Origin of the sequence: Shewanella scandinavica (assembly GCF_031932065.1) — a bacterium.
GTDB lineage: Bacteria > Pseudomonadota > Gammaproteobacteria > Enterobacterales > Shewanellaceae > Shewanella > Shewanella baltica.
The window spans coordinates 260,920-287,772 of record NZ_JAUOES010000002.1 but is presented as its reverse complement, the minus strand read 5'-3'; the positions used below and the strand labels follow the sequence as shown (position 1 = coordinate 287,772).

General features: G+C 46.2%; 16 protein-coding genes. 9 read left to right on the top strand and 7 right to left on the bottom strand.

Annotated features, from left to right (window positions below; translation table 11 throughout):
* Nucleotides 1–99: 99 nt before the first annotated feature.
* The 3 genes from ligA to Q4Q50_RS02685 all read right to left on the bottom strand — a co-directional run bounded on the left by ligA (nucleotide 100) and on the right by Q4Q50_RS02685 (nucleotide 6,758).
* Nucleotides 100–2,157 (bottom strand): NAD-dependent DNA ligase LigA, encoded by a 2,058-nt coding sequence (ligA, locus tag Q4Q50_RS02695; RefSeq protein ID WP_311898265.1) that lies wholly within the window; start codon nucleotides 2,155–2,157, stop codon nucleotides 100–102.
* Nucleotides 2,158–2,259: 102 nt separating this feature from the next.
* Nucleotides 2,260–3,318: a cell division protein ZipA gene (gene zipA, locus Q4Q50_RS02690; protein WP_311891740.1), complete on the bottom strand. Its 1,059-nt coding sequence runs from the start codon at nucleotides 3,316–3,318 to the stop codon at nucleotides 2,260–2,262.
* Between the two features lie 23 nt (nucleotides 3,319–3,341).
* Entirely contained in the window at nucleotides 3,342–6,758 is a 3,417-nt protein-coding gene (locus tag Q4Q50_RS02685; RefSeq protein ID WP_311898263.1) for a chromosome segregation protein SMC, read from the bottom strand.
* Between the two features lie 221 nt (nucleotides 6,759–6,979).
* Between Q4Q50_RS02685 and cysZ the strand changes: the two genes are divergently transcribed.
* Nucleotides 6,980–7,759 (top strand): sulfate transporter CysZ, encoded by a 780-nt coding sequence (cysZ, locus tag Q4Q50_RS02680; RefSeq protein ID WP_311891742.1) that lies wholly within the window; start codon nucleotides 6,980–6,982, stop codon nucleotides 7,757–7,759.
* Between the two features lie 128 nt (nucleotides 7,760–7,887).
* On the opposite strand, the gene Q4Q50_RS02675 is transcribed toward cysZ, so the two are convergent.
* Nucleotides 7,888–9,009: a beta-ketoacyl-ACP synthase III gene (locus tag Q4Q50_RS02675; protein WP_311898261.1), complete on the bottom strand. Its 1,122-nt coding sequence runs from the start codon at nucleotides 9,007–9,009 to the stop codon at nucleotides 7,888–7,890.
* Nucleotides 9,006–10,253, bottom strand: coding sequence for an RDD family protein (locus Q4Q50_RS02670; protein WP_311898260.1), 1,248 nt, complete (start codon nucleotides 10,251–10,253; stop codon nucleotides 9,006–9,008). The genes Q4Q50_RS02675 and Q4Q50_RS02670 overlap by 4 nt, the downstream gene beginning before the upstream one ends.
* Nucleotides 10,254–10,504: 251 nt before the next feature.
* Here Q4Q50_RS02670 and cysK point away from each other — a divergent pair, with 251 nt between their 5' ends.
* The 4 genes from cysK to Q4Q50_RS02650 all read left to right on the top strand — a co-directional run bounded on the left by cysK (nucleotide 10,505) and on the right by Q4Q50_RS02650 (nucleotide 17,225).
* Nucleotides 10,505–11,473, top strand: coding sequence for a cysteine synthase A (cysK, locus tag Q4Q50_RS02665; protein ID WP_006085400.1), 969 nt, complete (start codon nucleotides 10,505–10,507; stop codon nucleotides 11,471–11,473).
* 220 nt (nucleotides 11,474–11,693) lie between these two features.
* On the top strand, nucleotides 11,694–12,767 hold the full coding sequence (locus Q4Q50_RS02660; protein WP_311898259.1) for a methyltransferase: 1,074 nt from the start codon (nucleotides 11,694–11,696) through the stop codon (nucleotides 12,765–12,767).
* Between the two features lie 151 nt (nucleotides 12,768–12,918).
* Complete coding sequence (locus tag Q4Q50_RS02655; protein WP_311898258.1) at nucleotides 12,919–13,917, top strand: TDT family transporter; 999 nt, start codon at nucleotides 12,919–12,921, stop codon at nucleotides 13,915–13,917.
* A gap of 689 nt (nucleotides 13,918–14,606) precedes the next feature.
* Nucleotides 14,607–17,225 (top strand): TonB-dependent receptor plug domain-containing protein, encoded by a 2,619-nt coding sequence (locus Q4Q50_RS02650; RefSeq protein ID WP_311898256.1) that lies wholly within the window; start codon nucleotides 14,607–14,609, stop codon nucleotides 17,223–17,225.
* 150 nt (nucleotides 17,226–17,375) lie between these two features.
* Here the strand turns inward: Q4Q50_RS02650 and focA are convergent, their stop codons facing one another.
* A complete protein-coding gene (gene focA / locus Q4Q50_RS02645; protein ID WP_259541584.1) occupies nucleotides 17,376–18,368 on the bottom strand; it encodes a formate transporter FocA in 993 nt (330 codons plus the stop codon).
* Between the two features lie 1,264 nt (nucleotides 18,369–19,632).
* Between focA and pflB the strand changes: the two genes are divergently transcribed.
* Nucleotides 19,633–21,915 (top strand): formate C-acetyltransferase, encoded by a 2,283-nt coding sequence (gene pflB, locus Q4Q50_RS02640; protein ID WP_107404297.1) that lies wholly within the window; start codon nucleotides 19,633–19,635, stop codon nucleotides 21,913–21,915.
* 63 nt (nucleotides 21,916–21,978) lie between these two features.
* A complete protein-coding gene (pflA, locus tag Q4Q50_RS02635; protein ID WP_063884797.1) occupies nucleotides 21,979–22,719 on the top strand; it encodes a pyruvate formate lyase 1-activating protein in 741 nt (246 codons plus the stop codon).
* A gap of 44 nt (nucleotides 22,720–22,763) precedes the next feature.
* On the opposite strand, the gene yfbV is transcribed toward pflA, so the two are convergent.
* Nucleotides 22,764–23,207, bottom strand: coding sequence for a terminus macrodomain insulation protein YfbV (gene yfbV / locus Q4Q50_RS02630; protein WP_086010619.1), 444 nt, complete (start codon nucleotides 23,205–23,207; stop codon nucleotides 22,764–22,766).
* Between the two features lie 141 nt (nucleotides 23,208–23,348).
* Between yfbV and ackA the strand changes: the two genes are divergently transcribed.
* Together ackA and pta are read left to right on the top strand one after the other, a co-directional pair.
* Entirely contained in the window at nucleotides 23,349–24,548 is a 1,200-nt protein-coding gene (gene ackA / locus Q4Q50_RS02625; RefSeq protein WP_006082161.1) for an acetate kinase, read from the top strand.
* A gap of 112 nt (nucleotides 24,549–24,660) precedes the next feature.
* Nucleotides 24,661–26,814 (top strand): phosphate acetyltransferase, encoded by a 2,154-nt coding sequence (gene pta, locus Q4Q50_RS02620; protein ID WP_006082162.1) that lies wholly within the window; start codon nucleotides 24,661–24,663, stop codon nucleotides 26,812–26,814.
* The last annotated feature ends 39 nt before the right edge of the window (nucleotides 26,815–26,853 follow it).

Here is a 26,853-nt window from a genome sequence, read left to right as displayed (position 1 = left end):
ATAGGTAAGGCGCTATTTAATACTTACGATTCAGTGGTTTTTAAACTGTAGATTCAAAACATCAGACCAGAGCCAGCGGCCTATTTCAGCCCACAGCAATCAAGCGTTCGCAGCGAGCAGTGCCAATAACTCATCCTCATCCATCACTTTAACGCCAAGCTCCTGCGCTTTCGCAAGTTTTGAACCTGCCGCCTCACCTGCCACTAAGCAATCGGTATTTTTCGACACACTGCCAGCGACTTTTGCCCCCAGCGCCTGCAACTGCGCTTTAGCATCATTACGATTGAGCTGATTTAAGGTACCGGTCAATACCCAAGTTTGGCCTTTAAGCGGCTGCGCCTCTGCACTTGGCGCTTCAATGGCGGGCCAATGCACACCAGCAGCGATTAAGGCATCGATAACCTCAAGGTTATGCGGCTGAGCAAAAAAGTGGGCCACATGCTGGGCCACCACGGCGCCAACATCTTCCACTTCAGTTAACTGCTCCACACTTGCCACCCGCAGCGCATCTAAACTGGCAAAGTGCGCCGCAAGGTTTGCCGCCGTCGCCTCGCCCACTTCGCGAATACCCAAGGCATATAAAAAACGCGCAAGTGTTGTAGTTTTGGCAGCTTCAATCGCCGCCGCTAAATTGGTTGCCGACTTCATCCCCATGCGGTCGAGCATAGTCATCATAGAGGCGGTGAGCTTAAACAGATCTGCAGGACTTTGGACGAGTTCTTTATCAATCAATTGCTCGACAACTTTGTCGCCCATGCCATCGATATCCAAAGCCTTGCGAGAAGCAAAATGCTTAATCGCTTCTTTACGCTGCGCTTCACAGAATAAACCACCGCTACAACGCGCCACTGCCTCACCTTCGAGACGCTCGACTAAACTGCCGCACACAGGACAATTGTGTGGGAATACAATATCAGTCGCTGTTTCAGGGCGTCTTTCGGGCACTATGGCAACAATTTGTGGGATCACATCACCAGCGCGGCGGATGATCACAGTGTCACCGACTTTAATGCCTAAACGGGCAATTTCATCGGCATTGTGCAGCGTCGCATTCGATACCGTCACGCCGCCAACAAATACTGGCTTTAAGCGCGCCACTGGCGTCACCGCACCTGTGCGGCCCACTTGGAAATCGACGCCTTCAAGTAGAGTCATTTCTTCCTGTGCGGGGAATTTATAGGCAATTGCCCAGCGGGGAGATTTAGCCACAAAACCTAAACGTTGCTGCTGGGCAATATCGTTAACTTTCATCACGACGCCATCGATTTCAAAGGCTAAATCACCGCGACGAGTGAGAATGTCTTTATAGTAGTCATAGACTTGGCTTAATTCAGCGCAGACTTTGATTTCGCTACTAACGGGTAAACCCCACGACTTAAGCTGCTGTAACTGCTCGAAATGGGTTTTAGCTAACGGATGAGAATCCGGCTCAACAACCCCTAACGCATAGGCATAAAAAGCCAATGAACGGGCAGCGGTAATTTTACTGTCGAGTTGTCGTAAGCTGCCAGCGGCGGCGTTACGGGGATTAACAAAGAGTTTTTCATCCTTGGCGCGCGCCCTGTCATTCAAAGCCTCAAAGGCCGCTTTTGGCATAAAGGCTTCACCGCGCACTTCAACGAGTTCAGGGAAATCATTGCCGCGCAGTTTAAGCGGGATCGATTTAATGGTTTTAACGTTTTCAGTGATGTCTTCACCGACAGAACCATCGCCGCGGGTCGCGGCGCGCTCAAGTACGCCATTTCTATACAAGATACTCACGGCAAGGCCATCGAGTTTAGGCTCGCAGCAAAAACTCACCTCACCCACTTTATCGGTGACACGTTTGTGGAAAGCACTGAAATCCGCTTCATCGAAGGCGTTATCTAAGCTCAACATAGGTTTAAGGTGAGTGATTTGATCAAATTTGGCGAGCGCCAATCCGCCCACCCTTTGAGTCGGTGAATCAGCCACAATCAAATGGGGATATAACGCCTCAAGCTTGAGTAAACACTGCATCAACCTGTCGTACTCAGAATCAGTAATGCTCGGCGCATCATCCACATAGTAACGAATGTTGTGCTCGTTCAGTGATTGGCTGAGCACCTGCATCACCTGCGATGCGTTTTCAGGGTTAACGTCTTCTGACAGAAGTGTATCGAGTTGAATGTCTTGCATATTCTTTATCCAGAATGCTTTAGATAACAAAAGTAGATCATAAAAAATGAGGCCGCAATTAGCGGCCTCATCAATATATAAACCGCCAAATTGCGGCGTCGGCTAAGCGTTAGCGCGAATGCGGTGTAAATAATCTTGCTTAGTAAACTCGCCCCAAGGCAGACGTTGACCGTCGAGCACCACGGCATCGATCTCCTCAGCGAGTTGGCGCGCAGAATTAAGCATAATCGAGAAGTTCATTAAAGCATCGCCGTAGCAAGGTAACGTCATGAAAAATACCACACCTTGAGTACTGAACTGCTCCATGTTGTCCGGATCAAACACGCCAGGTTTTAGCATGTTAGCAATAGAGAACAAGACTTTACCATTGCCCGCATTATCCACATGGCGATGGAAAATATTCATGTCGCCATATTTAAAGTTCAAAGTTAAGAAACAAGGCAGTAGTTCAGCGCCGTTCAGCTGTTGGCCATCTTTTGCGACCACATGTAAAACCAGCACGTCGCGTGGCTCACCTAATTCATCTTCAGCGGCTTGTTCAACATGCGCTACTTGTTGATGATCTGTTTCATATTCATTTTCTTCAAACAAAGCAGTTTGCTGCGGCGCGGCACGTAGCGCCTGTTCTTGCTCAGCGGCTTTTTGCGCCACAATAGCAGCATGGGATTGACCCATTTGCGGCACTTGCGTGCCCAAGACGGGCTCTTGGCGCGAGACTTTAGGACCGCGGTGTTGCTCTTTTGCAACTGGTGGCTGCAAGCTAAAATCAGGCTGAGCTGGAATAGGTTCGTGTTTCGTTTCTACCTTAAACCCTGATTTAAGTTCTGCTTTAAATTCTGGCGATGTCAATTCTTGCGGCTTAGTCTCTAGCTTTACTTCTTGTTTCAAATAAGGATTGGCCGCGGGAGTCTCGTTGTTAGGCGCAAGTTCGCCAGCTTTACGCACTCGCACAGCACCAATACCGTCGGCATCAAATCCTTCGGCATCAATTCGCTTAGGGCTCGACTCACCTTTCTCGGCCTGTTTCTTATAAAAATTGCCCATTGGACTATCTTTCAATGACTTAGGTTGTTGTCTTCTGATAGACCAAAATCCATGCACCAGCACAGCAACTATGGCTATGGCGCCTAAAACAAACAATACTAGTTGCAAATCTTCCATTGGTTACCCTGTCTTTGTTCTAGTTATCCAGCGTCAGCCATCGCCACCGCTTGCTCTATGTCTACCGCGACTATACGAGACACACCGGGCTCGTGCATAGTCACGCCTATAAGTTGATCAGCCATTTCCATGGTTATTTTGTTATGGCTGATATAAATAAACTGTACGCTCTGCGACATTTCTTTCAGTAATCGACAGAAACGTTCTACGTTGGCATCGTCTAATGGCGCATCCACTTCGTCTAGCATACAGAAGGGAGCAGGATTCAGCCTAAAAATTGCGAATACCAATGATAAAGCGGTTAAGGCTTTTTCACCACCCGAAAGAAGATGGATTGTGCTGTTCTTCTTACCTGGCGGCTGCGCCATGATAGTGACGCCGGTTTCCAGCAAATCATCGTCCGTTAATGCTAAGTAAGCTCGACCGCCACCAAACACCTTTGGAAATAAGCGTCCGAGATCTTCATTGACTGAGTCAAATGTCGTCTTAAAGCGGCTGCGGGTTTCTTTGTCTATCTTACGGATCGCTTCCTCTAAGGTCGCCAGTCCCTTATTTAAATCGTCATCTTGATGATCAAGATAGGATTTTCGCTCACTTTGCTGTTCAAATTCTTCGATAGCCGCAAGGTTAATCGCGCCTAAGCGAACAATTTTCTGCCGTATTTGATCTAAATCACTCTGCCACTTGTCAGGCATGCCCTCCGCGGGCAAGTTTCCAAGGATTTCAGACAGAACAATTTGCTGTTCCTGTAAGGCTTCCAGCTGACTATTGGCTTGGCCTTTTATTCCTTCACGACGTAACTTTAACGTGCTCAGGCTTTGAGTCAAGCCCTCAAGCTTACCAAGCTCTTGTTTTTGCTTTATTCCGATACTGTTTAATGTCTCAGTGAGCCCACTTTGCTGCTGACGGACGTTTTTTAAGCCCTGTTGTTGCTCATGTTGTTGCTGCAATAACTGCGTTAACTGCTCAGTCAGCTGCACACTATTTTGTACGCCACTCAATTGGGCGACTTTGGCAAGTTCAGCTAACACTGACTCACGAGTGTGGATAAGTTCATTGACACGCACTTGCTGTAATTCAATTTGTTCGGTACTGACGGCCATGCGCATCGTTACAGCTTGTAAGGCAGAAGCTGTGGTCGATAACTGACGTTCAACCTCAGTTATACGCGCTTTCAATGCTTGATGGCGCACGCTATCGGCCTGCGTGTCTTGGGTGAGTTGTCGCTGAATATCAATACTCGCCTGCAACGCATCATCAAGCTCTGTTTCTTGCTCACCCAATAACTCGAGTTGCTCGCTCAAGCGTTCAATGCCAAGCAAGCTCGCGCTTAATGCCGCTTCAAGTTTGCTCTGCTGCTCAGCGCGCGCCTTTACTTGCTCAGTTAAGCCACTGAGCTGCATCGACTTCGTCGCTTTATCCAACTGTAATTGATGCAATTTTTGCGCGCCAGCAGTCAATTGTTGTCTTTGCTGCTGCAAGGTAGCCGCAAGTGCCGTCATCTTATCTTGCAGTAGGTGCAAGGATTGCTGTAAATCGAGGATGTTTTGCGCTAACTGGGCTTGCTCTTTACTGAGCTGTACCAGTGACTGAGCGCCCTCTGTCTTAGTGATTAAAAAACCTTGCCCGAGGAGATACCCGTCGGCGGTGACAATCCGCTCATCGGTCTTTAACTGCGGCAGTAGCTGTTTTGCTGCGTGAATATCTTTTGCCCACTTAAGCCCCGCTAACCAAGGGGCAAGATTCACCTCAGCCTGTAAGTACTCACTCTGGGTGTATTGCGACGTTATCGCTTGAAACCCCATTTCGGTTTCAGTGACGCCAACGGGCAAGGTCAACAAGCCATTGAGGGCGAGTTCGGCCGCGGTTTCCCAACCATTGTCAACGGTTAGACTCTGCCATAACTGCGGTTTATCACTTTGCTGTTCCTGCTTAGTCAACCACTGTTCAACCAGCTCATGACGCGCTTTAGTCGCGGTTAATTGCTGCTGAATTTGCTCGGCGCTATGGCGGGCGTCATCCAAAGCTTGCGTGCTTGCGCTAACAATTTGTTCTTGCTGATGATTAATCTCGGTTTGTAGCCTAGTGGCGTCAGCAAGAGACTCAATTTCTTGTTGCAGTGGCGTGATGTTTGAGGCGAAATCGCTGTCCACTAAAGCGACGAGCTGCGCTTGCTGCTCACTGCTTTGCTGCTGTTTATGCTGTAATAATTGCTGCTGATGCGCTAACTGACTGCGGCGCAGTTCAAGCTGTAACTTGTGCTGAGAAACATCAACGGCCTGTTGACGCGCAACTTCAGCCTGCTGCTGGCTGCGCTCTATGCTCATCTCCCATTGGGATTGCAGCTCATCCATGATTTCTTGCTGTTCAGCATGCTGCGGCCCAAGCTTAGCAAGCTCAAGTTCTAACGCGCTAAGGCTCGCTTTATAGCCGTTGAGCTTATCGGTGTTTTGCAGGATCTGCTCTTTCACTTGCGCCAACTGGGTTTCGAGCTGGGCATCACGCTGCTTTTGATTCTGTAACTGTTGTTCTAACTTAGCGATGTCGGTGCCCGTCAGATAATAGGCTTCAACTGCGCGTTGTTCTTGCTCCGCTAATTGGGCGAGTTGCACTTGCAATTCAGTCGTTTGCAATTCATCGGTTTGCGCGAGCGACTGCGCCGCCGCTTGTTGCACTTCTATGGCGCGGATTTGCTCAGACAGACTCGCCATCTGATCTTGCAACTCTTGATAGCGCATCACGAGGAGTTCAGCATGGGTCTTGCGCTCGGCCTGTTTTAGCTCACGATATTGCTTCGCGGCCTTGGCCTGCTGCGCCAGTTTATCTAACTGTTTGCCGAGTTCACTGCGAATATCGCCTAAACGCTCGAGGTTTTCGCGGGTATGGCGGATACGATTTTCGGTTTCGCGGCGGCGTTCTTTATAGCGAGAAATCCCTGCGGCTTCTTCAATAAAAGTGCGCAAGTCTTGAGGTTTAGATTCGATAAGGCGAGAAATCGTGCCCTGCTCAATAATGGCGTAGCTGCGCGGACCAAGACCTGTGCCCATAAACAAGTCGGTAATGTCTTTACGGCGACACTTTTGGCCATTGAGAAAATACCAAGACTCACCGTCTCGGCTCACCTGACGCTTAACGGCGATTTCTTCGTAACTGGCATACTGACCCGCGAGGCGACCATCTTTATTTTCAAAAATAAGTTCAACACCCGCCACAGACACAGGTTTTCGTGCGCTTGAGCCGTTAAAGATCACGTCGGCCATCGAATCACCGCGCAGGTGTTTCGCCGAACTTTCACCCAATACCCAACGCACGGCATCGATCACATTCGATTTACCGCAGCCATTTGGGCCAATAATGGCGGTTAATGCCTGTAAAAAAGGAATTTTAGTGGGATCGACAAACGACTTAAAGCCGGCAAGTTTTATCTGTTTTAATCTCATGGTGCCAGTTAGCGCGTCTCTGAAGTCTGGCCCGAAAATGAGCCCAGTGGTGCAAATACATTTATCGGCCAACTTTAACAAAGCAGGCAGCATTTTGTAACGCTTTTTATTGAATTCATGCGGCTTTTAGCTTGTCATCTGCCCATGAGTTGATCACAATCGCAGTTATCTTTATATCAGGCAGTCTCTCAAGATGTAGCCCAACTTTTTGGAAAGACGATATGACACAGAAGAAAACCTTGCCCTTCCCAGCCAAAAGCGGCGTTAATTATTTTCTCGATGGCTTTGGTTTAATTACACGTAAAGGCCTGCGCACTTTCGTGTTTATTCCCTTGATGATCAACCTGCTGCTGTTTGCGGGCGTCATTTATGTAGCAATAGGCCAGTTAGATACGCTATTCACTTGGATGAATGCCCAGTTGCCTGACTACTTAAGCTGGTTAAACTTTTTGCTTTGGCCACTCGCAGTGACCACTATGCTGGTGATGCTCGCCTTTGTGTTTAGCTCGGTGATGAACTGGCTCGCCGCCCCCTTTAATGGTCTGTTGGCTGAAAAAGTCGAGCAACTATTAACTGGCAAGCCGCTGAATACCGGTACTGGCATCGATTTAATCAAAGACTTACCGCGTATCCTCGGGCGTGAGTGGATCAAACTCAAGTACTATCTGCCCCGCGCACTGATATTTTTGTTGCTGTTTTTAGTGCCTATGGTGGGCCAAACGCTGGCGCCAATCTTATGGTTCCTGTTCAGCGCTTGGATGATGGCAATTCAGTACTGCGATTACCCCTTCGATAACCATAAGGTCAGTTTTAAGGATATGCGCTTTGCCTTGAATCAAACCCGTGGCACGAGTTTTAGCTTTGGCGCTACTGTGACACTGTTTTCGATGATCCCCATCGTCAACTTTATCGTGATGCCTGTGGCGATTTGTGGCGCAACGGCGATGTGGGTCGACAAGTATCGTGAAGCCTACCGCAATCATGCAATCGCACCAGAATAATTAAAGATAACAATACTTGTCTAAAATGATGTGGGTTTGATATCGATTCCTGCAACATAAAAACAGCCTCAATTGAGGCTGTTTTTATTGATAAAGATCGCAGAACAATCTGCGCTACTAGGTTCAGCTTAGCACTTCTGCAAAATCACACTGCCGATGGAATATCCCGCACCAAAGGAGCTTAATAAGCCTAAATCACCCGCTTTAAAGTCGCTGGAATACTTATGAAATGCAATCACAGAGCCAGCAGATGCGGTATTGGCGTACTCGTCTAACACGACAGGCGCTTGTTCCGCTGATACATCATCCCCTAACAGTTTTCTCACCACAAACTGGTTCATGTTGATGTTCGCTTGATGCAACCATAAACGCTTAAAAGACTGCGGCGTTAATGCTTGTTCGGCCAGATGTTCATCCAAATGTTGGTAAATCATCGGCAGCAGCTCTTTAAACACTTTGCGTCCTTGTTGGTGGAACAGTTTATCGGCCTGATGGGCAGCACTCGGATCGCAGCGATTCAAGAAACCAAAATTACTGCGAATATTATTCGAATAATCAGTAAAACAGCGGCTTGAGAGGATTTTAAACAGATTGTCAGATTGAGCTAGACTTTGCTCTTCCAGTACCAGTGCGGTCGCGACATCACCAAAAATAAAATGGCTGTCACGATCGCGATAATTCACCTGTGCCGAGCAAATCTCAGGGTTGATCACTAACACTCTTGAGGCAGAACCCGTAGCAATGGCATTAGCCGCGGCGACAATTGCAAACGTCGCCGATGAACACGCTACCTGCATGTCGTAACCATAACCGCGCGTACCGAGTGCACGTTGAATTTCAATCGCCATAGCAGGATACGCACGCTGAGTATAAGCGCAGGCAACAATCACTAAGTCAATTTGCTCAGCCTTGAGATTGGCATTGTTAAGTGCCATCAATGCGGCTTCAACCCCAATTTCAGCCTGCATAGATAACTCGTCGCTGCTGCGCTCTGGAATTAACGGCATCATGACTTCGGGATCGAGAATGCCCTCTTTCACCATCACATATCTGTGCTTGATGCCCGAGGCCTTTTCAATAAATTCGCTCGAGGAATAGGACAAAGCCTCGACATGGCCTTGCTCGATTAAGCCTGCATTTTCAAGATTGTAAATATCCACATAGGCATTGAAGCTCTCAACTAAGGCTTCATTAGAAATACTGTGGGGCGGCGTAAATAAGCCACTCCCCGAAATCACGACCTGTTTCATAGGTGCTCCGAACGGGTGCTTGTTGTAAGGTGAGCAGAGGCGGCATTATCATTTGTAAGCGCAGACGCTAACTCACTTTGCCCCTGTACTTGCTGCTCTAATCGTTGCTTTTTATGCATTTGTGCTAAGTCTATCACGACTGTTGAAGATATTTTATCTTGGATCCCCTGCCGATTGGCATCCCAAAATATTTGCATAAAGCCAAGTAAGCCAGTGGTGAAGCCTGCGGCATAACCACCGTAACGGCCAAAGGCGGCCCATAAACTGATTTTAGCGCCATCAAGCTGGATCACCCGTATACCAAGCATCTTCTTACCTAAGGTTTGACCATCAAACCGCGCGGTAAAGACGGTAAAGTAAAACGCCGCCCAACCAAAGCCCAATCCCATGTCACTCATAAAACCTTTAACCCAAGCGATAACACTGTGAGTGGTGGATTCCTTTTCATCATCGGCGCTTTTCCCTTTTGTGCCTAGCTGAAGTACAGTTTTGGTTACATTTGTCGCTTCGGGTACTTTTACAGTGTTAGCCACAAGACCTTGCGCGGCATCGGTTGGTTCACTGGTTTCAATGGTTTGAATCGACTTAAGCGGCTCAGACTGGGTATCAGGCATTGGCAACTCAGCTTGGGGCGCGATAACCGGCCACAAGGTGCCATCAAGCACTTCCGTCTGGAGCTTTTCGCTGTCTGCGGCAGACAAACTACTGTTGGCGATGGCGCTAAGGACTATCTCCCGTCGCTCAATCTCTGTCATGCCCTTTGATGCTGAAGCATTTTCTATCATCTCGCGTAGGGATTGAACTTGAGTTTTACCACAATCGTAATTGTCGCAAAGGCTCAACGAAATGATGGCCGGAAGCGAGGTAAGAATTTGTTTACCCAATGCTGCCCCCTCTACTGCCTGCTCATTATCGGTATTGTTTGAGCCATTAACATTAAGCAGGTTATCGGCGGTCGTGAGCAGCATAAAAGCCAACATCGCGGCATAAAGTCCCCATTTGAGTAAACGACCCAATTTATGACTGCGTTTCTCAATATAAATGATACCGACCACCAGCAATACAAACATCCAATCCATCTGCTCCGCTAACACTGTGATCAGCAAGCCATCAATCAGCATGGCTAAAGCGCGTTTTAGCGGCGCCGCCAATGGCGTATAAAGCACAGTGTCTGCGATGGTAAAAGCATGGGGAGTCACCATAGTTTTTGGGTCTTTGCCCAAATCCGTTTGTTGTTGTTTCATGTTTGCGTCTTGTCCGATACGAGTGATAGGCTTGTTTTACGATTGACACATCAAGAAGTTATCCTTGCGAATGCAACAATCTTTTTTATGTTAGCAAGAGGTTAACACAGTTAAACGGGCTGCCAATCAGGGTTTGCGAATAACAGCACATCCTTTAATAACCAAATCGAATAAAGAAGAACAAACAATCACTTCTAAAAGCGCCACAGCAGATTATGATTCAATAGTGCCAACATAGGAGCAAGCAATCCATGAGCAAAATTTTCGAAGACAATTCATATACTATTGGTAATACCCCGCTAGTACGTTTAAACCGTGTTAGCCAAGGTAAAGTGCTGGCCAAAGTCGAAGCGCGTAACCCAAGTTTCAGTGTTAAATGCCGTATCGGTGCCAATATGATTTGGGATGCCGAGAAAAAGGGGCTACTGACTAAAGATCACGAGCTGATTGAGCCGACGTCTGGTAACACAGGTATTGCGCTGGCGTATGTTGCCGCGGCCCGTGGTTATAAGCTTACCCTGACTATGCCAAATACCATGAGTTTAGAGCGTCGTAAACTGCTCAAAGCCCTTGGCGCAAATCTCGTGCTGACAGAAGGCGCGAAAGGCATGAAAGGTGCAATTGATAAAGCGGAAGAAATCCGTCAATCGGCTCCTGAAAAATACATTTTATTACAGCAGTTTAATAACCCTGCTAACCCAGAAATCCATGAAAAAACCACAGGTCCAGAAATCTGGAATGATACCGATGGCGAAGTGGATGTGTTTGTTGCCGGTGTAGGTACGGGCGGTACGATTACAGGTGTCAGCCGTTACTTGAAAAAAGTAGCAGGCAAAACCATTACCTCAGTGGCGGTTGAGCCAGCAGATTCTCCTGTGATTGCGCAAACCTTAGCGGGTTTACCGGTACAACCTGGTCCACATAAAATCCAAGGTATTGGTGCAGGCTTTATCCCTGGTAACTTAGATTTAGAGTTGATTGACCGCGTAGAAGCTGTCACCAATGATGAAGCCATCGACATGGCCCGTCGCTTAATGCAAGAAGAAGGCATTTTAGTGGGTATTTCATCAGGTGCCGCCGTTGTTGCCGCAAACCGCATCGCTGAATTGCCAGAATTTGCGGGCAAAACCATTGTGGTGATTTTGCCATCGGCTGCCGAACGTTACTTATCTTCAGTCTTGTTCCAAGGCCAATTCGGCGACGAAGAAAACATTCAATAATCGATGTTGGATTACCCTTTAAAATACCCAGCCCTTTAAATACCCAGCCTCTGCTGGGTATTTTTTATTTGTGACATTGCATTAATTAGATCCCGACTGCAGAGCGTAAACAAGTTCTAGCTCAAGTTTGGATGCAGCTCATAGTTCTCAGTATCACCAGTAGCATTAGCGGCTCAGTGAGTTATAAAGCACAGATATTCTCGTCAATCGATTCCTTTTTATGCCTTTTTACCGCACTCCAAGTCATATCAGCGCCTTTAATGCTAAATTTGAAGCGCAAAAAATCGCCTTTGGCCCCATTAGTTTTCAAGTCGCCCACTGTCTGCTCAAATTCGATGTGTTAGCGCAAATAGATAACGCGGCTGAACGTGGGATCACTGCGGCCGAGTTAAGCCAATCGACACCACTGAGCGAGTACGCCCTTGGAGTCTTGCTGGATATGGGGCTCAGCATGGGGCTCGTTTGGCAGCATGAGTCTGGCTATGTACTCGACAAAACGGGGCACTTTTTACTCCATGACGACATGGCCGCCATCAACCTTAACTTTGTGCAGGACGTTTGTTATCAAGGCCTTTTTAGCCTTGATACCGCACTACTCGAAGGCAAGGCCGCAGGACTCAAGGTTTTCGGTGACTGGGATACTATCTACCCTGCCTTGAAGGATTTACCACCCAAAGCGAAACAGAGCTGGTTTGCCTTCGATCATTACTATTCGGATCATGCCTTTCCACAGCTTCTGCCGTTAGTGTTTGCCCATAAGCCAAGCCATTTAGTGGATATAGGTGGCAACACAGGCAAATGGGCGCTGAGCTGCTGTGACTATGACGCCAACATTGAAGTCACGATCATGGATTACCCTGGACAACTTGAAGTGGCGACGCAAAATGCCATCGCACGGGGCGTTGCCGCGCGAGTCCATACCTTTGCCACCGATCTGCTGGACGACACCCTGCCTTTTGTCGATGGCGCGGATACTTACTGGATGAGCCAGTTTCTAGATTGCTTTTCAACAAGCCAGATCCTGAGCATTTTACAACGCACGGCAAAGGCAATGACGCCAAACAGCCAACTCTTTATCGTCGAAACCTTTTGGGATAGACAGCCATCGGCCGCCTCTGCCTACTGCGTAAATGCCACGAGCCTCTATTTCAGCGTCATGGCCAATGGCAATAGCCGCATGTATCACTCTAAGGATTTATTGGCCCTGCTTCACCAAGCGGGACTGTATGTGGATGAAGATACAGACAATCTTGGCCTAGGGCACACGCTACTGCGCTGTAAACTCAAACCTTAAGTTTAATGGCAACCTTTAAGTAAGGAAAACTTACTTAATGAATAAAATTAATCAAATTTATTTATCATTGATACCCGCAGTAAACTGAGGACATCAAAACAGCGCCCCAAAAAGCGATGTTAAGCATTGTCAGTATTGAGAGGTATTCAACATGACTTCAAAACGCAAACGCTGGACATCCCACGCAGCTAAACTTCCCAGCCCTATAGCAGGGCTGGCACTTGCCATTGCCAGCTTAGGTTGGACTTGGGAGAACATGACACCTTCACTTAATGGCGCAGGACAACTCACAGGCGCCATCATCGCCTCTGTGTTGCTGTTACTGCTCATGGGTAAGTTTATGCTGCATCCGATTATTCTAAAGGACGAACTCAGCCACCCAGTGATTGGTAGCGTGATCCCCACCTTCGCCATGGGGCTGATGGTCGTGTCTAAAACACTTGGCGATTATTTCCCCCAAGCTGGCTTAACCCTGTGGCTAGTGGCCATAGGTATTCATGTGCTCTTCTTAAGCGCGTTTATCTACTACCGCGCCATCGATTTTAAACTCGAGCATATGGTACCAAGCTGGTTCGTGCCACCGATTGGCATCATAGTCGCGGCGGTGTCTTTCCCTGTATCTGACTACGAATGGCTAGCAAACGCCATTTTGGTTTTTGGGATGTTAGCTTACTTAGTCATGCTGCCTTTAATGCTCTATCGCCTCATTTTCTGTCAGGCGATACCCGACGCAGCTAAACCAACCATAGCCATTCTCGCGGCGCCCGCCAGTTTATCACTCGCTGGCTATCTGACCGTTTGCGAGCAGGCGTCAATTCCCTTAGTCGCCTTACTGCTGAGCATCGCCATTTTGATGACGAGCATCATCTACTTGGCCTTCTTTCACCTGTTAAAGCTACCCTTTAGCCCAGGCTATGCAGCCTTTACCTTCCCTATGGTTATCGGTGCTACCGCGCTCTTTAAAACCGCCGCTTGGTTAACCCAGTTCAATAACATGGGTGAGTTAGCGGTATGGATAAAATACCTAGCAGAATTCGAGCTTGTGATCGCCACCTTAGTGGTTGTCTATGTCGCTCTACGCTATTTAGCACACTTCTTTCCAGTGCAATTTAAAGCGATAGAACAAAAAACCATGCTTGAGAGTAAATAAACAGAATTGCAGTTTGTAAAATGTATTAGTGTTACATGAGAGATTATTTTCAAACTAGAAAATAAACCAAAATGAAGGTGAATACATATTCACCTTCATTTAATATTTAAGCGATTAAAATTTGACATTCACTTCAACAAAAGATTACTTATCAACCTTTACAGGATTACGCACTGTAATTATTGAGTCCATCACTACAAATCGTGGATAACAAAATTACATTAAATTAAACCGCACAAAAAACCTTATATCACCTAAACCTTAAAGCTTTTAATTCCAAATATATAGAATGGCAAACCCTATATTAATCAGCTTTTATATTTTTTACATGAAAATAATCACAAAATATTATTTTTACAACCCAATGCGCGAAACAAACTAAAAACATAACATAAACACATTTACCACCAAAGCATCAACAAGTAGAAACAACAAGGAGGTATCACAAACAAATTCATCAGTAAATAGACCCCGCTCCCATGTTTATTGGCTCAAGACAAATCTACCTACAACCTTTAAATCACTTTAATTAACAAACTAACAACAAGAGCCATTAAAGCTCAGTGTTGCACTTGTTATTTTCTTGTGGTTATATCCTGAGCTTAATTAAATGAGTGCTTATTCTTTACATAAGTAACCATTTAAGAAAAATAAAAATAAACATACAACATGTGTTAAGGGAGAATAAAATGCGCGCAAATTCTACATTAGCCAAAGCAGTTCGCTTTGCGTTAATAGGCGGAGCTACTACAGCGGCTTTATCAACGTCAGCTGTATTTGCTGCTGACGACGGTGCAAAAGTTGAACGTATTGAAGTAACGGGCTCACGTATTAAACGTACCGATATGGAAGGATCATCACCCGTTACAACTATCAGTGCCTCCGATATAGAGAAAACAGGAGAAATGTCTGTTGCTGACGTACTGCGTAGAAGTAACTTAAACAGCTTCGGGTCTACTTCAGAACGTTCAGGTAGTAGTGCTCAGTCACAAGCGACAATTAACCTCCGTGGTGCGGGTTCAGATCGTACTTTAGTGCTATTAAATGGCAAGCGTATGCCAGGCTCGCCAACATTAGGTGGAACCGCTGTCAATCTTAATACTATCCCAACTGCTGCAATTGAAAGAATTGAGGTATTAACAGATGGTGCTTCCGCAGTATATGGCTCAGATGCTGTTGCTGGCGTAGTCAATATTATTCTTAAAAAAGGCTTTGAAGGCCTTGAAGTTTCAGCGACCAGCTCACAACCAGTGCAAGATGGTGGTGAAGAATGGAAGACACAAATTGTGGGTGGCGCTGTTGGTGAAAAAGGCAGTGTCACTTTCTCTTTTGAACACTTAAACCGCGAAATCATTTATCAACGTGATCGCTGGTTTTCAAGTTCTTCCAATGTCCTAGCGCCAAAATTTGACGATACCACTGGCGTTTCAACTTACGCTCGTAATTTCCTTGATGGAAAAACAGGCCAATTTAAGCCCATGTCGGCTTGTGATAATCCTAAGATGGTGGGTGGTGGGCATATCTATGATGCTGGCGATGGTGACTATGTTTGTGGTTACGATTTTACTGCAGAAGCAGCTGATCATGCTGCACGTTCTTACACTGCTGGCTATGTAAATGCAGAATATGAACTTTCTGATGAAATCGTTTTTCAAGGCTTAGGTCTATTCTCTCGCAATGAGACTTTTGGCCGCTATGCTCCAGCAGCAGGCTGGTTTAATGTCGCCCCAGGTCAAGTTGAAGTAAAAAATTACGATGCAAATGGCAAATACACTGGTAACAGTTTGAACGAAAATGCTGGGCGAGCTTATTATCGCTTCACAGATGTTGGTACTCGTGATGCGAAAACTGTCGATTACAGCACTGACATTCAATTGGGTTTAGTTGGTACGCATGACAGCTTCGGTTGGGATTTTACATATCATTATAATTTAGCTGAAAATAGTAACTATGGTACTGGATATGTACACAGACCTACAGTTGAAAGATATGTTAAAGATGGCATTTTCAACTTTGGTCCTGAAGGTAATAGTGCATCTGTTATAGCCGACATGGCTCACGAAACCCTTAAGCAAGACATAATGGAGTTTCAAAGTGTCAATGCTGGTGTAAACTTTGAAGCCATTGAATTACCCGCAGGTAACATTGGTTGGTACATAGGAACTGAAGCTCTCCAATATAAATATGAAGCTAACGTTGATGCGCAAACCGCTGCTGGTGCCGTTATTGGTTCATCTGGTAATGGTGCTTCAGGTGATCGTGATGTCTATGCACTGTTCGCTGAATCCATTATCCCTGTAACCGAAGATTTAGAATTAAACTTAGCTTATCGCTACGATAACTACTCTGACTTTGGTTCTGCTACAACACCAAAAGTCGCCCTAAGATATCAACTCTTAGATGACGTTGTATTCAGAGCATCATGGGGTCAAGGTTTCCGCGCACCATCATTGTCAGATCTAATTGCTTCAGATTCGTTTAGTGCAGATACGGCAACGGATTACCATTACTGCGATGTTCTAGGCACTAATGTTGCTGACTGTAAAGCTAAGCAATATGATGTGACACGCACTGCAAATAAAGAGTTGCAACCAGAAACATCAAACTTCTACAACTTAGGACTTGTATGGGACATCACTGATAAACTAAGTAGTAAATTTGAGTATTATAGCTTAGATATCAAAGATGTTATTACTTTTGTCTCTTTGGACTCACTACTAAAAGAAGAACAAAAAGTTGGTTACGGTAACTTAAGCCGCGGTGAAATTAAACGTGTAGGCGATAATCCTAATGGAAAGTTGTTGTCAGCAACAACACCTAAAGCAAATGGCAACGGTTTCGATACTTCTGGTATAGACTTCAATCTAACATATAGTGGATTTGAAACCGCTATTGGTGACTTTAGCAGTTCGTACGATCTAAGCTATATTCTTTCATATAATGAGGAAGAATATTTTGAGGGGCCAGTAAATGATAAAATTGGCCGTAATGGTATGCCTGAATTCAGATTCACTTGGGTTATCGACTGGAGCTATGGTGATCACTCAGCATCTATATTGACACAATATATTGACGGTCAATCAGAAAAAACAGATCCAAATACATACGCCCAAGTTGGAAGCTTGTCTTCGCAAACGACATTCGATATTAGCTATGGCTATGCTACACCGTGGGAAGGAAAAATTAGTTTAGGTATTCGAAACTTAACTAATGAAGACCCGGTTTTAGATTCTAATCTTAAATATGATGCTTCTCTATACAACTTATATGGCCGTACATTTACGGCAACATATACACAGAAATTCTAATATCTCATTTCTCAATTAGAACCTAATCAAAAAACGGCGTCTTAGGATGCCGTTTTTATTTGCTTCTTTTACGCAGCCCAGTAAATAAGCATAAAAAATGCCCAGCGATTTGCTGGGCACTTTCACTTCAGACTGATAATTAAAGGCGTTCTAAGAATGCTTCGTCAGCTTAATTTCACTCGCATGTTGAGGTTTTTCGGTATGTGAATGGGGCGTTGAAAAGTGCTCATGGTGAGCTTTGTGTGGATCACTTGACGTCGTTTTCCCCTGCTCTATCCACCAATAACCTAAACCCACAATCACACCACCGCCGACAATATTGCCTAGGGTGACGGGGATTAAGTTGTTGAATATAAAGTTAGTCACGGTTAAATCGGCAAACTGCTCTTGAGTCACACCTAAAGATGCAAAGAATTCTGGGCTGGCGATAGATTGGATCATCATGCCCATAGGCACCATAAACAGGTTAGCGATACTGTGTTCAAAACCGCTGCTGACGAACATGGCCACGGGTAAGATCAACAGTAGGGATTTAGTCAACACATCACGGCTGGCGAAGGTCATCCACACGCCTAAACACACCAACATGTTACACAAAATGCCTAAGCTAAAAGCTTGGATCCAAGTGTGATGCAGTTTGTGTTGCGCCACTTTAAGGGCATTTAATCCCCAGTTACCACCATCGAGTTCATACATGCCCGCGGCGGTGATCAAACAAACCATCAGTATAGCGCCGACAAAATTGCCCGCATAAACCCGGCACCAACATTTGAGTAATTCAGCGCCAGAGACTTGTTTTTGTGCCCAGGCGACGGTACTGAGTACTGAACTGGTAAACAGCTCGCCGCCGCAAACTACCACTAAAATCAGGCCTAAACTAAAGGCTATCCCCCCAACGAAACGAACTAAACCCCAAGACGCATCGCCAGCACCTGTGGTCACTGTCAGATAAAATACAAAGGCTAAGGCGATGAAGGCGCCAGCAAACACAGCCAGGCCAAAGGATTGCCAAGGCGCTTTAACCACTTTGCTGGTACCGTAAATTTCCGCCTGATTATAACAACTAAAGTGCGCTGAAACCTGTGGTGCTTCGTGGGCAGTGTTTGTCACCGTTGGGGTTGATGATGGATTTGGGCTTTTCATTGCATGACTCCAACTTCAGATAAACAGACTTGAATGCGTAGCATATATCTCTCCTGCAGCGCCGTTGCGCAGATAGCACGAATCAAAACCGAGATGTTGATTTGCTGAAAATGATGATTCACTAAAGTCTCGCTTTGTACCATACAACGCGCTAATGCTGTGAAGTAGATATTGCTAAAGCGTGATGTTATTCACACCAAAAATGTGAAAACTTTGAAGCCAAAAACACAAAAGGTTAATTGGTCTTACCAATACAGGTCAATTCTAGCCATCAGAATGACATGCTATTTAGGTTGTCCATAACACCAAAATGGCTCGTATCCAGCTAATTCAACTCTCAAGTACACTCGTTATCAAACTCGCTATCAAACGGTTCACAAAATCAGCTTCAGTAAACTCAGATCTACTCAGTCGTGAAGCATTGATTTGGCAGTGAAACAAAGATGGGGCAATAGATTGACTCGCACGCTTCAATATCCACGGTATTGACTCCGCCAGCGCCCCACACATCAGTATTGACAGTTTAGCCCAGCAGCAAGCGACAGCATGCCTGATGAGTAGCAAAAGCCTTGCTCAGCCACTCTTTTATGATTTCTAGCGGAATTCAGGTATTACCGTTTGCCCAGAGGGAGAAACCCTATGCCATTCCCTAAGCATCAACGAGATTAGCGAATAAACTACAATTAATACAAATAGCTAACAAGGAGCTTGTTTCTAAGTCACGAACACAACAACCACTGTCATACCCTATTTATCCGGCCATCACGCCATCCCAGCAAAAATCAATCGATACGAGGATAGATTTCTCCCAAATAAAGGGGGACAGTAAATGGCAACAACCAAAGGCTTAGTGATTTAAGGAGTGACAAGTTTGAATGTCACACCAAGTAGAAAAGCGTGCTGTATTCCTAATAGTAGTAAAAAAATGCTACCTAGCTAGCAAATTTGGGATTAAGCGAGCACAAACCAATCCGTTTAAGATGCGATAGCGGCAGACCTATGTTAATATGCTTGTGGGCAATTGGTCTTACCAATTACAAAAGAGATTGATCGGTAGCCGATAATCAAAGTAAGCGAATATTTGTCATCTTATCGGGTATCAATAGACAGACTTTTGGAGTGACAGCACTTCAAAATCCAGTTCCCATCATAGGGCGTCATCATGAAGGGAGCTTTATTTCAGGAATTAGCTATTGGCTTATACTCAGCATCGCTTCACGCTGATCGCCAATAACCTTTATCTCAACCAGAAGGTATTAGTACGATGACCGAAAAAACTGAACTGTTTGCCAACGCATGGGAAGGCTTTACCCCTGGCGATTGGAAATCTGAAGTCAATGTACGTGACTTTATCCAACAAAACTACGCGCCTTTTGAAGGCGACGAATCATTCCTTGCCGGTGCCACCGAAGCGACCACAATCCTGTGGGATAAAGTCATGGAAGGCATCAAACAGGAAAACCGTACCCACGCGCCTGTTGATTTCGATACTAAGATGGTCTCTACCATCACTTCCCACGACGCTGGCTACATCAACAAAGAATTAGAAACTATCGTTGGCTTACAAACAGATGCGCCGCTAAAACGCGCTATGTTGCCTAATGGTGGTATTCGTATGGTGGAAAGCTCATGCGCTGCCTACGACCGCGTGCTAGATGAAGACGTTAAATACATCTATTCAGAACTGCGTAAAACCCATAACCAAGGTGTGTTCGATGTTTACACCCCAGAAATTATGGCTTGCCGTAAATCAGGTATTTTAACCGGTTTACCTGATGCTTATGGCCGTGGCCGTATCATTGGTGACTATCGCCGTGTGGCACTTTACGGTATCGATTACCTGATGAAAGATAAGTTTGCCCAATTCACTTCACTGCAAGCGCAGTTCGAAGCGGGTGAAGAATTATCAAATGTTATCCAATTACGTGAAGAAATCGCTGAGCAACACCGTGCACTAGGTCAAATGAAGAAAATGGCTGCCAAATATGGCTGCGATATTTCTCGCCCAGCGACCACTGCACAAGAAGCAATTCAATGGACTTACTTCGGTTACTTAGCCGCAGTGAAGAGCCAAAATGGCGCGGCGATGTCATTAGGCCGTACCTCTTCATTCCTCGATATCTATATCGAACGCGATCTGAAAAATGGCACCTTAACTGAGCAACAAGCTCAGGAAATGATTGACCATTTCGTGATGAAACTGCGTATGGTACGTTTCCTACGTACCCCAGAATACGATGAATTGTTCTCTGGTGACCCAATTTGGGCGACTGAGTCAATCGGCGGTATGGGCTTAGATGGCCGTACGTTAGTGACTAAATCAAGCTTCCGTTTCTTGAACACCCTTTACACTATGGGTCCAAGTCCAGAGCCAAACATCACAGTATTGTGGTCAGATAAACTGCCCATCGGCTTCAAAAAATATTGCGCCAAAGTGTCTATCGACACTAGCTCAATCCAATATGAAAACGATGACCTAATGCGTCCAGATTTCCAATCAGACGACTATGCTATCGCCTGTTGTGTAAGCCCAATGGTTGTGGGTAAACATATGCAGTTCTTCGGTGCCCGCGCCAACTTAGCGAAAACTATGTTGTATGCGATTAACGGCGGCGTTGACGAAAAACTGAAAATCCAAGTTGCCCCTAAAGCCGACCCTATCACTGACGCCGTATTAAACTACGACGACGTGATGAATCGCTTAGACGGTTTAATGGATTGGTTAGCGACTCAATATGTCACAGCACTGAACTCAATCCACTTTATGCACGACAAGTACTCTTATGAAGCGGCGCTAATGGCATTGCACGACAGAGACGTACGTCGCACTATGGCTTGTGGTATTGCGGGTCTGTCTATCGCAGCCGACTCACTGTCTGCCATTAAATTCGCCACAGTAAAACCTGTTCGTGATGAAAATGGCATTGCAGTTGATTTCGAAATCAGCGGCGACTATCCAAAATTTGGTAACAACGACCCACGTGTTGATGATATCGCCTGTGACTTAGTTGAACGTTTTATGGCGAAAATTCGCGACCGTAAAATGTATCGCAATGCGATCCCAACTCAGTCAATTCTGACCATCACCTCAAACGTGGTTTATGGTAAGAAAACCGGTAACACACCAGATGGTCGTCGTTCAGGTGCGCCATTTGCACCGGGTGCAAACCCTATGCATGGCCGTGATGAAAAAGGCGCAATCGCTTCTTTAACCTCAGTGGCAAAACTCCCATTTGCCCACGCTCAAGACGGTATCTCTTATACCTTCTCAATCGTGCCAAATGCGCTGGGTAAAGATGATGATGCTCGCCGTACCAACTTAGCGGCATTGATGGACGGATACTTCGACCACAATGACAAAAAAGAAGGTGGCCAACACTTGAACGTCAACGTGATGAACCGCGAGATGCTCGAAGATGCCGTTAAGCATCCAGACAAGTATCCACAGCTGACCATCCGTGTTTCTGGCTACGCAGTGCGCTTCAATTCACTGACGCCAGAGCAGCAACAAGATGTGATCACGCGTACATTCACCAAAGGTCTGTAAGCTAAATTAGTCAAGGCTGTAGTACACTGTGCTACAGCCTCACTTATTTTAACAGGAGTCACAATGGCAGTTATCGGTCGGATCCACTCGGTGGAATCCTTTGGCACAGTAGATGGTCCCGGCATACGGTTTATCACCTTTATGCAGGGCTGTTTAATGCGCTGCCAATATTGCCACAACCGTGACACTTGGGATCTTGATGGTGGAAAAGAAGTTCTGGTCGATGAGTTAATGAGTCAAATCATCAGCTATCGGCCTTTTCTCGATGCCAGCAATGGTGGTGTTACGGCCAGTGGTGGTGAAGCCATTTTACAGGCCGAATTTGTCGCCGAATTATTCACGGCTTGTCAGCAAGAAGGTATTCATACCTGTTTAGATACCAATGGTTTTGTACGTAAGTACACGCCAGTGATTGATGAGTTACTCGACCACACTGACTTGGTCCTGCTCGACATCAAGCACATGGACGATGAAAAACATATTGAGTTAACTAAAGTCAGCAACCATAGAACATTACAGTTTGCGCAGTATTTGGCAGAGCGTAATCAAGCGACGTGGATACGTTATGTCGTAGTGGGCGGATTTACCGACGATGAAGCATCGGCATTACAACTGGCCGAGTTTATCAAGCCCATGAAAAACATTGAAAAGGTAGAATTACTACCCTATCACGAATTAGGTAAACACAAGTGGGAAGCCATGGGCGAAAGCTATCAACTCGATGGCATATCACCACCGAGCCGAGAAACCATGGAAAAGATCAAAGCCGTATTTGTTGGGCAAGGGATTAACGCGATTTATTAATCCACAGTAATAGAAAAGCCAATACGGATAACAGCGGCAACGGCCTAAAGTTCTTCCCAATAACTGGCATCTAAACGCTCAAAGGCTATTTTTAAAATCAGTGCCATATCGAGATAACAGGCTTTAGCGCCTAAAGTTTGGCAATTGATACCCATGGACGACAACTTCGCACTCAACTGGTTACTCCAGTCGAACAGCGTTAACGGTAATGGATGGCGCGCTCGCCAACCTAACCACAGCAGCCCCTGCAACGGTAAGCTGATGAAAAATAAACCGAGAGTGACAGCTTGGGGCAGAAATGCCCAACCGTGAATATACAGCTGGCTCATACTCACAAAAAACGCCAACACTGGCATCACCAGTATGGCGAGCTGAGTAGCTCGGACGACCCGATACTCAGGGAAATAAAAACCCAGTTGTCTAACCATAGGCCAAGTCTTCATATATTGATGACCATCACCTAAGGTTTTGAGGATCTTAATGCTCAATTTTAGACACCAACTACAATGGAATACTGCTTTTACCATAGCACAATCTGGCGAATCGCCCCAAGACTGTTATGGTAAAAACACCGCAGATCCTCATTTTTTTGAATCGTTATATTAAACACAATGGCAAAGGGTTTACACATGTCAAATAATCTGGTTTTAGTTCTCAATTGCGGTAGCTCTTCTCTCAAATTTGCCGTCATTGACGCGCAAACAGGTGACGATCAAATTTCTGGCTTAGCCGAATGTTTTGGTTTAGAAGACTCGCGCATTAAATGGAAAATCAACGGCGAAAAACATGAAGCGGCCTTAGGCGCATTTACGGCTCACCGTGAAGCAGTTGAATACATAGTTAATAAAATTCTTGCGGAACAGCCTGAATTAGCAGCAAAAATTCAAGCCGTTGGCCACCGTATTGTTCACGGCGGAGAAAAGTTCACTCGCTCTGTGATCATCGACGAAAGCGTGATCAAAGGTATCGAAGATTGTGCTTCACTAGCCCCCCTGCACAATCCTGCTCACCTTATCGGCATCCGCGCAGCCATTGCCTCTTTCCCTAAATTGCCACAGGTTGCTGTATTTGATACCGCATTCCACCAAAGTATGCCAGACAGAGCTTATGTCTACGCCCTGCCTTACAAGTTATACCGTGAACACGGTATCCGCCGTTATGGCATGCATGGCACGAGTCATTTATTCGTTAGCCGTGAAGCAGCAAAGATGCTCAACAAGCCCATTGAAGAAACTAACGTTATCTGTGCTCACCTGGGCAACGGCGCGTCAGTCACGGCAATCAAAGGCGGCAAAAGTGTCGACACGTCTATGGGCTTAACCCCATTAGAAGGTTTGGTCATGGGTACACGTTGTGGCGATATTGACCCTTCAATCATCTATCACTTAGTTCATCAACTGGGTTACACCTTAGAAGAAGTGAATAACCTGATGAACAAGCAAAGTGGTCTGCTGGGTATTTCCGAGCTGACTAACGATTGTCGCGGTATCGAAGAAGGTTACGCCGACGGTCATAAAGGCGCGACCTTAGCCTTAGAAATCTTCTGCTACCGTTTAGCCAAATACATCGCCTCTTACACTGTGCCACTGGGCCGTTTAGATGCAGTTGTGTTCACCGGCGGCATTGGTGAAAACTCAGACTTAATCCGTGAAAAAGTACTCAACATGCTGGAAATCTTCAATTTCCATGTCGATAGCGAACGCAACAAAGCGGCGCGTTTCGGTAAGAAAGGCATCATCACTCAAGATAAAGGCACGATTGCCATGGTGATCCCAACGAACGAAGAATGGGTTATCGCCGAAGATTCCATTAAACTGATCAACAAATAAAAATGACCTAAGCCGTTTGCTCACCCAAACGGCTTTACGCTTTACATAGCCATACTCACAAGCAAATTTGCAGAAACTCTTCTGCCAAAAACCATCGAAACTAGAGGTTTTTATGTCTCGTAATATTATGTTAATCCCCATAGGTACAGGAGTCGGCCTGACCTCCTTAAGCCTTGGGATGGTTCGCGCACTGGAGCGCCACGGAGTTAAAGTTCAGTTCTTTAAGCCGATTTCCCAACTTAGACCTAATGATAACGGCCCAGAACGCTCAACCACTATTCTGAGTAAATCGCCGACGGTGAATCCGTTAGAGCCCTTCGACATGGCCCATGCCGAAGCCTTAATTCGTGCCGATCAAACCGACGTATTAATGGAGCAAATCATTGCCCGTGCGTCCGATTGCGCCAGCAACACTGAGACCTTAATTGTTGAAGGTTTAGTGCCAACCCGTAACCATCCCTTTGCCGACGATGTGAACTATGCCATCGCTAAAGCCATGGATGCAGACGTGATTTTTATTGCCACGCCGGGTAGCGATACTTCAACTGGGTTGATGAACCGCCTTGAAATCGCCTACAACTCTTGGGGCGGAAAAAAGAACAAACGCCTGATCGGCGCTGTGATCAACAAGATTGGTGCCCCCGTTGACGACGAAGGTCGCGCGCGCCCAGATCTCTCTGAAGTCTTTGATCACCAAGGTGTTCAACGCTCAGATGCGGCCAGCATGTTCCAAATGCCAGGTAAAAGCCCACTGCGTATTTTAGGCAGCGTGCCATACAACCTTGATCTTGTTGCACCACGCGCCTCGGATCTGGCGAAGCATTTAAGCGCACGCATTCTTAATGCCGGCGAAATGCATACTCGTCGTCTGCGTAAAGTGACGTTCTGTGCCCGCAGTATCCCTAATATGGTGACCCATATTAAGACTGACTCACTACTTGTGACCTCAGGCGATCGCTCAGATGTCATCGTATCAGCCTGTCTTGCGGCCATGAACGGCGTGAAAATTGGTGCCCTACTGTTGACGGGTAGCTACGAGCCAGAGCCAGAAATTCTTAAGCTGTGTGAACAGGCCTTTGAAACCGGTTTACCTGTGTTCTTAATCGACAGCAACACTTGGCAAACCTCGCTCAACATTCAACGTTTCGACCATGAAGTACCCGTCGATGACGCGGTTCGTATTGATCTGGTGCAGGATTATGTGGCCAGCCACATCGACCAAACTTGGATTGAAAGCGTCACTAAAAACTCGCCCCGTGAGCATCGCCTGTCACCACCTGCTTTCCGTTACAAACTCACGGAATTGGCGCGCGCCGCCCACAAGACTGTGGTGCTGCCAGAAGGTGATGAGCCACGTACCATTAAAGCGGCGGCCATTTGTGCCGAACGCGGTATCGCTCGCTGTGTTCTTTTAGGTAAAAAAGATGAAATCCTGCGTATCGCCGCACAGCAAGATGTGGTGCTTGGCGAAGGCGTGATCATTATCGATCCAGAAGAGGTGCGCGATCGTTACGTAGAACCTATGTTGGAACTGCGTCGCAGTAAAGGCTTAACCGAAGTCGTTGCCCGTGAACAGTTAGAAGACAACATGGTGCTTGGCACTATGATGCTGGCGCAAAATGAAGTTGACGGTATCGTATCTGGCGCGGTTAACACCACGGCCAATACCATTCGTCCACCACTGCAATTGATCAAAACGGCACCGGGCTCAAGCTTAGTGTCGTCCATCTTCTTTATGTTGATGCCAGATCAAGTGCTTGTTTACGGTGACTGCGCAATTAACCCAGATCCCAATGCAGAGCAATTAGCCGATATCGCCATCCAATCAGCGGAATCAGCAAAAGCCTTCGGTATTGAGCCAAGAGTGGCAATGATCAGCTACTCAACCGGTAACTCAGGCACAGGTTCAGATGTGGATAAAGTGCGTGAAGCGACCCGTATCGCCAAAGAAAAACGCCCAGATCTGATTATTGATGGTCCATTGCAATACGATGCGGCGGTTATGCCAAATGTTGCTCGCTCTAAGGCACCTGATAGTCCTGTCGCTGGCCAAGCCACCGTTTTCGTGTTCCCAGACCTCAATACAGGCAACACAACTTACAAGGCTGTACAGCGAAGCGCGGACCTGATCAGTATTGGTCCTATGCTGCAAGGTATGCGCAAACCTGTGAACGACTTATCTCGCGGCGCGTTAGTCGATGATATCGTCTACACTATCGCCCTAACGGCAATTCAAGCAGCACAAAACGACGCAGCTAAAGGCTAACAGCATCAAATCTGCATAGTGTTACGCACAAAAAAGCAC